Consider the following 9468-nt stretch of genomic DNA (forward strand, 5'->3'; position numbering starts at 1 on the left):
AGCAGCTGGTCTCTTCGGCGGGCCCCATCCCGTTGGGCAGACACTTGCTGGGCGTCCGCTACGAGCGCAAGGGCACCGTGGCCAACAGCCACACGCCGCTGGGTGATCTCACTCTGTACTTCGATCACAACCCGGTCGGCACGCTGGCCGATGTGACGACGCATCCGGGGACGTTCGGACTGGCGGGTGCGGGCATCACCGTCGGGCGCAACGGCGGTTCGGGAGTGTCCAGCCGCTACAAGGCGCCCTTCACGTTCACCGGCGGCACCATCGCACAGGTCACCGTCGACCTGTCCGGCCGGCCCTACTCGGACGTGGAGAAGGAACTCGCGCTTGCCTTTTCGCGGGACTGACCGGTCCGCGAGAAGGCTGTGCGCGGTGGGCCTGGTCGCCCTGTCCGCGGTCACGGGTTGCGGTAAGACCGACGGCGGAACCCCGGTCGGTCCGACGCCCACGACGACTGCCCCTGCAGCGTCGAAAGCGCCGGCTGACCCGGCCGAGCCGGTGCCCGGCATCGCCACGACGCTGCCGGAACACATCGCGCCCGACGCGCTCGTGTGCGATCCGTCTCCGGGCAACGGCCGCCCGACGCCAGCTACCGTGGCCGATCCGGCCGCGCCGAGGATCACGATCGCCCTTCCGGAAGGCTGGAGTTCGGTCGCAGGAACGGGTGATACGGCATTGACGATGACCGGCCCGGACCGGATGTCCGCGACGGCGACCATCGCCCCGACCGACCTGCCGCCCGACGGCGCGTTTTTGCGCTACACCGCCGCGATGGGTGGGTCGAAGGCGCGGCTGACGTTCTCCGTTGCCGGGGCTGCGTTTTGCGGGTACAGCAGTCAGCAGTTGGCCATGACGGTTCAGGGGCCGTCCGGCCGCGTCGACTACGCAGACCGGGTTACCCACATCTGGACGAACGCGAAAAAGTATCTGGTGGCAATCCATCTGGAAGGCCCGGCCGGTGCGGCCGGGTTCAGCGCGGCGAGATCGACGTTGATGCAGCAATTCACGGTCGTCATACCCTGACGCCGCGACCGCCACGCCGGATCCACGCGAGCGCGCCCCCAAGCGCGCATCGGTTGCTAACCTGACCCGAGGCCGCTTGCACGGATTGGACTGCAGCAGCGCGGGAATTCGAGCGGCAGGGGGAGGCCCGAATTCGATTGGGCCGCAAACGGAGAGGTGACCATCGATGTCGCAAAGTGGGCACCCGCCTGCGCCGGTGACGAACGAGTCGGCGCCGCAACGCACGTCGCGGGGACTGAACGTCGCGTTCGGTGTTGCCGTTGCGATGGGCGTCGTAGGCATTTATGTACTGTCACTGCTCGGCGTGCACCTGCTGGCCAAGTCGGTGCCGCCGCTGCCCACAGTGGACCCGACCAAGTTCGCGGAGGAGGACACCGTTGTGCAGGTTCGTCTCGAGAAGCTTGATACCGTCGCGAACCGCCTGACCGTGAATGTGCTTGTCATTCCGAAATACTCGCTGATCGACAAAGAATCGGGTGTGCTCAACACCGAAGCAGCTGTGCGCATGTACCCGCTGAACGAGCTGGGGGACCTGCAGTACCCGAAAGGGAAGGCGCCGGCGCAGGTCAGCACAATCATCGAGGCGCAGGGCGATCCGGCCCACTGGCCATTCGACTCGTACCAGACGGACACGATCTCCGCCGACGTGTTCACCGGCACCGGCGCGGGCCGCGAGAAAGTAGCCGCCCGCGTCGAAGTGAGCGGAAAGCTGGACGGCTGGGACGCTACGGTTACCCGATTCCACGACTCCGACGATCCGAACCCGGATAGCCAAGACAATGTCGTCATTACGCTGCACCGGTCGAAGGGCACGCTGATCTTCGACGTGGGCATCTGCCTGGTCCTCATCACCCTGCCGGTCTTGGCATTGTGGGTGGCTATTCCGATGGTGTTGGGCAGGACGTCGTTCCTGCCGCCGTTCGGCACGTGGTTCGCCGCGATGCTGTTCGCCGTCGTCCCGCTACGGAATGTCCTGCCCGGCTCCCCGCCACCCGGCTCGTGGATCGACCAAGCCGTTGTGCTGTGGGTGCTGATAGGGCTGGTCAGCGCGATGACCCTGTTCGTCTTCGCCTGGTTCCGGCAACGAGATCGAAAGACGAAGAAAACGACCTGACGAGATCAACCGATGGCGTCGACGGCATCGGAAACTCTGGATTGGAAGTCGGGCGACAGCGGGATGTAGCCGCTCTTGTTGAGGTCGACCTGTCCGGGTCCGATCGCCGCCTGCAGGAACGCCTTGACCGCCTGGGCGTCGTCGGCGTTGGGGTATTTGGAGCAGACGACCTCGTAAGTCGCCAGAACGATCGGGTACACGTCGGGTTGGCTGGGGTTGTAGAACGACGAAATGTCGAGCACCAGGTCGTTGCCCTGGCCGACGATCTTGGCGCCCTTGATGGTCTTGCCGACCGAGTCGGTGCCGATGCGTACCGGGCGCAACGATCTGCGGCTCGCCGGGGTTTTGATCTCGGCGGCGTAAAGCCCTTGCTGCAGCGCGAATGACAATTCGTTGTAGCTGATCGCGCCCTCGGTGGTTTTCACCAGCGCCGAGGTGCCGTCATTGCCCTTGGCGCCGGTGCCGACGCCGCCGTCGAACGTCTTGCCGGCGCCCTTGGTCCAGGCTCCGCCGGATGCGCCCTGCAGGTAGGACTGGAAATTGTAGGTGGTGCCCGACGCGTCGCTGCGGTAGATGACCTTGATGTCCTCTGCCGGCATCGATGCGTTGAGCGCGGTGAGGGCCGGGTCGTCCCAGCGGGTGATGGTGCCGTTGAAGATCTTGGCCAGAGTGGGCGCGTCGAGCACCAAGGTGTCGACGGAGCTGAGGTTGTAGGTGATGGCCAGCGGGCCGAATACCACGGGCAGGTTCCAGGCGTCTGCGCCGCCGCATCGCTGCTTGGCGGCGCCGTACTGGTCCCCGCTCAGCGGTGTGTCTGATCCGGCGAAATCGGTTTTGCCGGAAAGAAAGTCGGTGATCCCGGCGCCGGAGCCGTTGGCGTTGTAGTTGAGTGTCTGCCCGGAGCAGGCTTTGCCGTAAGCGTTGATGAACCGGGTCATCGCGTTGGCCTGCGCGGTCGAGCCGCTGGCGGTTAAGGTCGCCTTCCCGCCGCAGTTCACCTTGGCCCCCGCGGTGTAGGCCAGGGTCGCGTGCGAGTTGTCGCATGCCGACAACACCATGGCACCCGCGGCCAGCAAGCTGATGGCGGTGCTCGAGCGGTTGCGCTTCACGTTGATCGTCTCCTCGAGATGGCGCCGTTGAGGTCCTGCTTGGCCCGGCGTCCGCGGCGAGCTCGGTGTCGGCGCGTCCGACACAGTTCGACATTTACAGCTACCGAACTAACACCCAAACAAACACCAGATGAACGGGTCGAAACTTGGAATAGTCATGTCGATGCAGGGCGGTAGTTGGCGTAGGACGGCATCGAATATTGCCGACCTGTTACGGATGCCGCCACCGGGCCGGGAGAAATTTCTATGTTCCGGCGCCGTCGCCTCGGCTTCGCTACCATCTGACTCCGTGCCTTTGACATGCGGTTTTTCAGACGTAAATACCAGTTCGCTGCTGCCGAGCAACCCAGCACACGCACTGGCCAACGGAGGTAGTGACCGATGAGCCACCAGGCTCCGCCACCGGCGGCTCCGACACCCCCGACACCCCCGAAGCCTGCGAAGGCTCCGGCGCATGCAACACCGGAGGCACCACCGCCCGCCGAGGATGCCAAACCGCGCGGGCGACGCGCCCTGGTCACGGTATGCATACTTTTGGCATTCCTCGCCGTCTACTGCCTGTCGCTGTTCGGTGTCCACTGGCTGGCCACATCGTCGGCTCCGCTGCCGGCGGTGGACCAGGAGCCCAGCGACGAGACGGTCGTGTCATTGCGCCTGGACAAGCTGGAGACCCTCGCGAACCGCCTCACCGTAAAGGCGTTGGTGATCCCCGATAAGTCGAATTACGATGACGTACTGCGTGTGCTGAAGAACGACACGGCTGTCCGGCTTTACCCGGAAAACGAACAGGGAGACCTCGTCTACCAGGCAGGAAAGGCTCCAGCTGTAGTCTCCACGACGCTTGAGGCGCATGGTGAACCCGGTAACTGGCCGTTCGACTCGTACTCCACCGACCCCATTTCCGCCGACGTGCTGGTTGGGCAGGGCGCCGGGCGTAAATTCAAGCCCGCCACCGTGGAGGTGTCCGGCGCCTTGGACGGCTGGGACGTCAGCCTTCGTAAGGTCCACGACCCCGGGGACAAAGAAGACCCGAATAGCCAAGACGCGGTGATCATCACGCTGCACCGGGCGAAGGGGCCGCTGATCTTCGATCTGGGCATCTGCCTGGTCCTGTTCAGCTTGCCTGCCTTGGCATTTGCGGTGGCCACCCAGATCGCCATGGGTAGACGGAAGTTCGTTCCGCCCTTCGTGACGTGGTTCGCCGCGATGCTGTTCGCCGTCATCCCGATCCGCAACTTCCTGCCCGGCGCTCCGCCACCGGGAGCGTGGATCGACCAGGCTCTGGTGCTTTGGGTGCTGATAGGGCTGGTCGGGGCCATGGCGATGTACATGGTCACCTGGTACCGACAATCGGACTAGAGCGCGTGGCGTAGATCGCCGAGCGTGGGGCCTATGCACGAGAACCGCCATTCGGTGCGTCCGTAGGCCCCACCGTCGGCAGCCCTGACGTAGTCCCCGCGGGTCCTACGCTGAGGGGGTGCTCACCGAGCTGGTCGACCTGCCGGGCGGATCATTCCGCATGGGCTCGACGACCTTTTACCCCGAAGAGGCGCCAATCCACACCGTGACCGTCGGCCCCTTCGCGGTGGAGCGGCACCCGGTGACCAATGCGCAGTTCGCCGAATTCGTCGCGGCCACAGGCTATGTGACCGTCGCCGAGCAACCTCTGGACCCCGCGCTGTACCCGGGCGTGAACCCCGATGACCTGCGTGCGGGGGCGATGGTGTTCCGTCCGACGGCCGGCCCGGTCGACTTGCGCGACTGGCGCCAGTGGTGGGACTGGGCAACCGGCGCCAGCTGGCGCCGGCCGTTCGGCCCGGACAGCGACATCGACGAAAAACCCGACCATCCAGTGGTGCAGGTGGCATACCCCGACGCTGCGGCGTATGCGCGGTGGGCCGGGCGGCGGCTGCCGACCGAGGCCGAGTGGGAGTACGCGGCGCGCGGTGGAGCTACCACGACTTACCCGTGGGGGGACGAGGCGCAACCCGATGGTCAACTGATGGCCAACACCTGGCAGGGCAGGTTCCCGTATCGCAACGACGGTGCGCTGGGTTGGGCCGGAACTTCCCCGGTGGGGACGTTTCCGCCCAACGGCTTCGGGCTGGTCGACATGATCGGCAACATCTGGGAGTGGACGGCGACCGAGTTTTCCGCACACCACCGGCTCGATCAGCCGCCCAAGACTTGCTGCACACCGTCGGGGCCCCCGGATCCGAGCGTCAACCAGACGTTGAAGGGCGGTTCGCACTTGTGTGCGCCGGAGTACTGCCACCGCTACCGTCCGGCAGCGCGCTCGCCGCAGTCGCAGGACACCGCGACGACCCACATCGGGTTTCGCTGTGTGGCAGGCTAGGCGTCGTTCTAGCAAACATTTCAACGCCAGGCCGCCGGCCGTCCGCGCGGGCTGGCAGGCCCGAACGTTAACGCCGGGTGGATGGCGGATGACAAAAGCCTTCGCACTGGTGTAGACGTGGGACTTCGCCGCGCGGTCGGCGCGGTTGTTCGCTAGCATCTGACCACGTGTCGACCCGACAAGCTGGATTTCGCCAGCCAGCCCTGGTTCGGTCCCAGCAAGCAGTGCAGCGCCCACCGTACGCAATTGCTCGCGGCGGCGACCAATGACCACCCAAGCTGCGCCGACGCCGTCTCCACCGCCACCGGACGATCCGGCGGTGAAGGCAAAAGAGCCGGCCAACGACAAGCCGCCAGCGGCAGCGGAAAAGCCGCCGGCCAAGAAGCCGGACAAGCCACGCATCGTCATCGGTGTGGCCATCATCGTGACGATCATTTCTGCCTATGCCCTGTCGCTCCTCGGCGTGCACTTGCTGGAAAAGTCGGAAGGCCCATTGCCGCCCCTGGATCTGAGCCAGGGTGGGGGCGATGCGACCATCGTGCAGTTGCGGCTCGAGGAGCTGAAGCCCGTCGCTAATCGCCTCTCGGTGAATGTGCTCGTCTATCCCGGGATTGCGCAATACGACAATCGCTACGACGTGCTGGGCTCCGACGTCGCCGTGCGCCTGTATCCCACGAGCGACCTGGGGGACCTGCACTTTCCGAAGGGAAAGGCGCCGGCCCAGCTCACCACTACCGTCGAGGCGCACGGCGATCCGGGTAACTGGCCGTTCGACTCCTACCACTCCGAGCCGATCTCGGCCGACGCGTTCGTCGGGTCCGGCGACAACCTCAGAAAGGTGCCCGCGCGCGTCGAGGTGACCGGATCGCTGGACGGCTGGGACATCAGCGTCAACCGTCTGCGCGACGCCAGCGCGCTGCCGACGTCACGCGCCACCGACAACGGGAACGTGGTCATCACGCTGCGCCGGGCCAAGGGTCCGCTGATCTTCGACCTGGGCATCTGCCTGGTGCTGATCAGCCTGCCGACGTTGGCGCTGCTGGTGGCGATTCCGATGGCACTGGGCAGACGGAAGTTCTTGCCGCCGTTCGCCACGTGGTATGCGGCGAACCTGTTCGCCATCGTTCCGCTGCGAAATATCCTGCCGGGCGCTCCACCGCCCGGTGCGTGGATCGACCAGGCGATCGTGCAATGGGTGCTGATCGCCTTGGTGACGGCCATGAGCTTGTACATTTTCGCCTGGGTCCGGCAAGGGGACTGACGTCGACCCAATTTGGCTCTGAGCTGGCCGTGGCCTAGACTCGGGGGGTTGCCTTGGGCAGACCTCGGCTGGTCGCGCGTAAGCGCTATCGGCCCCGCGTGCCCTTCGGTGACTACTGCTTTACAAGACCGCGCACGTCAGCTGGTTTTCTCCTGCCGTGCACACGTCAACCAGGTCAGGAGATCCAGTGATTCAGCAGGAATCGCGGCTGAAGGTCGCCGACAACACCGGCGCCAGGGAGATCCTGTGCATCCGTGTGCTGGGTGGCTCCTCGCGGCGTTACGCCGGCATCGGTGACGTCATCGTCGCCACCGTCAAGGAGGCTATCCCCGGCGGCAACGTCAAGCGGGGTGAGATCGTCAAGGCGGTCGTGGTGCGCACCGTCAAGGAACGGCGTCGTCCCGACGGCAGTTACATCAAGTTCGACGAGAACGCGGCGGTGATCATCAAGCCCGACAACGACCCGCGCGGGACCCGTATCTTCGGGCCGGTCGGCCGCGAGCTGCGGGAGAAGCGGTTCATGAAGATCATCTCGCTGGCCCCGGAGGTGCTGTAGATGAAGGTCCATAAGGGCGACACCGTCCTGGTCATCGCCGGCAAAGACAAAGGCGCCAAAGGCAAAGTGCTGCAGGCTTACCCGGACCGTAACCGGGTGCTGGTCGAAGGCGTCAACCGAATCAAGAAGCACACCGCGGTTTCGACCACCCAGCGCGGTGCGCGCTCCGGCGGAATCGTCACCCAGGAGGCCCCGATCCACGTCTCCAACGTGATGGTGGTCGACTCGGACGGCAAGCCCACCCGAGTCGGCTACCGGGTCGACGAGGAGACCGGCAAGCGGGTCCGTATTTCCAAGCGCAACGGCAAGGACATCTGATGACGACCGCCGAGAAAGTACAGCCGCGCCTCAAGGTGCGCTACCGCAACGAGATTCGGGATGCGCTGAACACCCAGTTCGCCTACGGCAACGTCATGCAGATCCCGACCGTGAAAAAGGTCGTGGTCAACATGGGGGTCGGCGAAGCCGCCCGGGATGCCAAGTTGATCAACGGCGCCGTCAACGACCTGGCGCTGATCACCGGTCAACGCCCGGAGATCCGCAAGGCGCGAAAGTCCATCGCGCAGTTCAAATTGCGTGAGGGCATGCCGATCGGCGTCCGGGTCACCTTGCGGGGAGACCGGATGTGGGAGTTCCTCGACCGGCTCACCACGATCGCGCTGCCACGTATTCGTGACTTCCGCGGGCTTTCGCCCAAGCAGTTCGACGGTGTCGGCAACTACACCTTCGGACTGGCCGAGCAGTCGGTGTTCCACGAGATCGACGTGGACAAGATCGACCGGGTTCGCGGCATGGACATCAACGTCGTCACCTCGGCGACGAACGACGACGAAGGACGAGCGCTGTTGCGGGCGCTCGGCTTTCCGTTCAAGGAGAACTGAGCGATGGCTAAGAAGGCACTGGTTAACAAGGCGGCGAAGAAGCCGAGGTTCGCGGTGCGCGGCTACACCCGCTGCAGCAAGTGCGGCCGCCCGCGCGCGGTTTACCGCAAGTTCGGGCTGTGCCGGATCTGCCTGCGCGAGATGGCGCACGCGGGCGAGCTGCCCGGTGTGCAAAAGAGTAGCTGGTGACGGGATATAAACCATGACGATGACTGACCCGATCGCAGACTTCTTGACCCGTCTGCGCAACGCCAATTCGGCCTACCACGACGAAGTGTCGTTGCCGCACTCGAAGATCAAGGCCAACATCGCCGAGATCCTCAAGAAAGAGGGATACATCACCGATTACCGGACCGAGGACGCTCGGGTCGGCAAGTCGCTGGTGGTCCAGCTCAAGTACGGGCCGAGCCGCGAGCGCAGCATCGCCGGCCTGCGCCGGGTGTCCAAGCCGGGGTTGCGGGTGTACGCGAAGTCCACCAACCTGCCGCGGGTGCTCGGCGGCCTGGGCGTGGCGATCATCTCGACCTCCTCGGGCCTGCTGACCGACCGTCAGGCAGCCAGACAGGGCGTGGGCGGCGAAGTCCTCGCGTACGTGTGGTGAGGGGAATCGAAAATGTCGCGTATTGGTAAGCAGCCGGTTCCGGTCCCCGCCGGAGTCGACGTCACGATCGATGGCCAGAACGTATCGGTGAAGGGACCCAAGGGTTCCCTGAATTTGACGGTCGCCGAGCCAATCACGGTGTCGCGCAACGACGACGGCGCCATCGTGGTCGCCCGCCCCGACGACGAGCGGCACAACCGTTCGCTGCACGGGCTGTCCCGCACCCTGGTGGCCAACCTGGTGACCGGTGTGACAGAGGGCTACACCACCAAGATGGAGATCTTCGGGGTGGGCTATCGCGTGCAGCTCAAGGGCAGCAACCTGGAGTTCGCGCTGGGGTACAGCCACCCGGTGGTTATCGAAGCGCCCGAAGGCATCACGTTCGCGGTGGCGACACCGACGAAGTTCTCGATCTCCGGGATCGACAAGCAGAAGGTCGGCCAGATCTCGGCGAACATCCGCCGTCTGCGTCGTCCCGACCCGTACAAGGGCAAGGGCGTTCGCTACGAGGGCGAGCAGATCCGCCGCAAGGTCGGAAAGACAGGTAAGTAATCATGGCGC

12 protein-coding genes and 1 pseudogene are annotated in these 9468 nt (G+C 65.1%); 12 read left to right on the forward strand and 1 reads right to left on the reverse strand.

Going from position 1 to position 9468, the window contains the following annotated elements; translation table 11 throughout:
• From VML93_RS24595 to VML93_RS24605, 3 genes and pseudogenes are all read left to right on the forward strand, one after another.
• Positions 1-353: pseudogene (locus VML93_RS24595) on the forward strand (arylsulfatase); the annotation flags it as partial.
• A gap of 25 nt (positions 354-378) precedes the next feature.
• Entirely contained in the window at positions 379-1029 is a 651-nt protein-coding gene (locus tag VML93_RS24600) for a hypothetical protein (protein WP_325614885.1), read from the forward strand.
• 166 nt (positions 1030-1195) lie between these two features.
• Positions 1196-2143 carry a DUF4436 domain-containing protein gene (locus VML93_RS24605; RefSeq protein ID WP_414686433.1) on the forward strand — a complete coding sequence of 316 codons (948 nt, stop codon included), beginning with the start codon at positions 1196-1198 and terminating at the stop codon, positions 2141-2143.
• 5 nt (positions 2144-2148) lie between these two features.
• On the opposite strand, the gene pstS is transcribed toward VML93_RS24605, so the two are convergent.
• Positions 2149-3252 (reverse strand): phosphate ABC transporter substrate-binding protein PstS, encoded by a 1104-nt coding sequence (gene pstS / locus VML93_RS24610; protein ID WP_325614886.1) that lies wholly within the window; start codon positions 3250-3252, stop codon positions 2149-2151.
• Between the two features lie 381 nt (positions 3253-3633).
• Here pstS and VML93_RS24615 point away from each other — a divergent pair, with 381 nt between their 5' ends.
• The 9 genes from VML93_RS24615 to rplF all read left to right on the forward strand — a co-directional run bounded on the left by VML93_RS24615 (position 3634) and on the right by rplF (position 9459).
• Complete coding sequence (locus VML93_RS24615) at positions 3634-4611, forward strand: DUF4436 domain-containing protein (RefSeq protein WP_325614887.1); 978 nt, start codon at positions 3634-3636, stop codon at positions 4609-4611.
• Positions 4612-4729: 118 nt separating this feature from the next.
• Entirely contained in the window at positions 4730-5608 is an 879-nt protein-coding gene (locus VML93_RS24620) for a formylglycine-generating enzyme family protein (protein WP_325614888.1), read from the forward strand.
• A gap of 265 nt (positions 5609-5873) precedes the next feature.
• Positions 5874-6869 (forward strand): DUF4436 domain-containing protein, encoded by a 996-nt coding sequence (locus VML93_RS24625; RefSeq protein ID WP_325614889.1) that lies wholly within the window; start codon positions 5874-5876, stop codon positions 6867-6869.
• Between the two features lie 187 nt (positions 6870-7056).
• Positions 7057-7425, forward strand: coding sequence for a 50S ribosomal protein L14 (rplN, locus tag VML93_RS24630; protein WP_066962997.1), 369 nt, complete (start codon positions 7057-7059; stop codon positions 7423-7425).
• A complete protein-coding gene (rplX, locus tag VML93_RS24635) occupies positions 7426-7743 on the forward strand; it encodes a 50S ribosomal protein L24 (protein ID WP_325614890.1) in 318 nt (105 codons plus the stop codon).
• Complete coding sequence (gene rplE, locus VML93_RS24640; RefSeq protein ID WP_325614891.1) at positions 7743-8306, forward strand: 50S ribosomal protein L5; 564 nt, start codon at positions 7743-7745, stop codon at positions 8304-8306. The genes rplX and rplE overlap by 1 nt, the downstream gene beginning before the upstream one ends.
• A 3-nt stretch (positions 8307-8309) precedes the next feature.
• A complete protein-coding gene (locus tag VML93_RS24645; protein ID WP_325614892.1) occupies positions 8310-8495 on the forward strand; it encodes a type Z 30S ribosomal protein S14 in 186 nt (61 codons plus the stop codon).
• 13 nt (positions 8496-8508) lie between these two features.
• Positions 8509-8907 (forward strand): 30S ribosomal protein S8, encoded by a 399-nt coding sequence (gene rpsH, locus VML93_RS24650; protein WP_325614893.1) that lies wholly within the window; start codon positions 8509-8511, stop codon positions 8905-8907.
• A 12-nt stretch (positions 8908-8919) separates the two neighbouring features.
• Positions 8920-9459: a 50S ribosomal protein L6 gene (rplF, locus tag VML93_RS24655; protein ID WP_325614894.1), complete on the forward strand. Its 540-nt coding sequence runs from the start codon at positions 8920-8922 to the stop codon at positions 9457-9459.
• Positions 9460-9468 lie beyond the last annotated feature (9 nt).

Origin of the sequence: Mycobacterium sp., from assembly GCF_035499775.1 — a bacterium.
Classification (GTDB): Bacteria; Actinomycetota; Actinomycetes; order Mycobacteriales; family Mycobacteriaceae; genus Mycobacterium.

Excerpts from the sequence above, each read along its gene's own strand:
- VML93_RS24605 (WP_414686433.1), top strand. The coding sequence starts at position 1,196 with ATGTCGCAAAGTGGGCACCCGCCTGCGCCGGTGACGAACGAGTCGGCG.
- VML93_RS24615 (WP_325614887.1), top strand. The coding sequence starts at position 3,634 with ATGAGCCACCAGGCTCCGCCACCGGCGGCTCCGACACCCCCGACACCC.
- VML93_RS24625 (WP_325614889.1), top strand. The coding sequence starts at position 5,874 with ATGACCACCCAAGCTGCGCCGACGCCGTCTCCACCGCCACCGGACGAT.
- rplX (WP_325614890.1), top strand. The coding sequence starts at position 7,426 with ATGAAGGTCCATAAGGGCGACACCGTCCTGGTCATCGCCGGCAAAGAC.
- rplE (WP_325614891.1), top strand. The coding sequence starts at position 7,743 with ATGACGACCGCCGAGAAAGTACAGCCGCGCCTCAAGGTGCGCTACCGC.
- VML93_RS24645 (WP_325614892.1), top strand. The coding sequence starts at position 8,310 with ATGGCTAAGAAGGCACTGGTTAACAAGGCGGCGAAGAAGCCGAGGTTC.
- rpsH (WP_325614893.1), top strand. The coding sequence starts at position 8,509 with ATGACGATGACTGACCCGATCGCAGACTTCTTGACCCGTCTGCGCAAC.
- rplF (WP_325614894.1), top strand. The coding sequence starts at position 8,920 with ATGTCGCGTATTGGTAAGCAGCCGGTTCCGGTCCCCGCCGGAGTCGAC.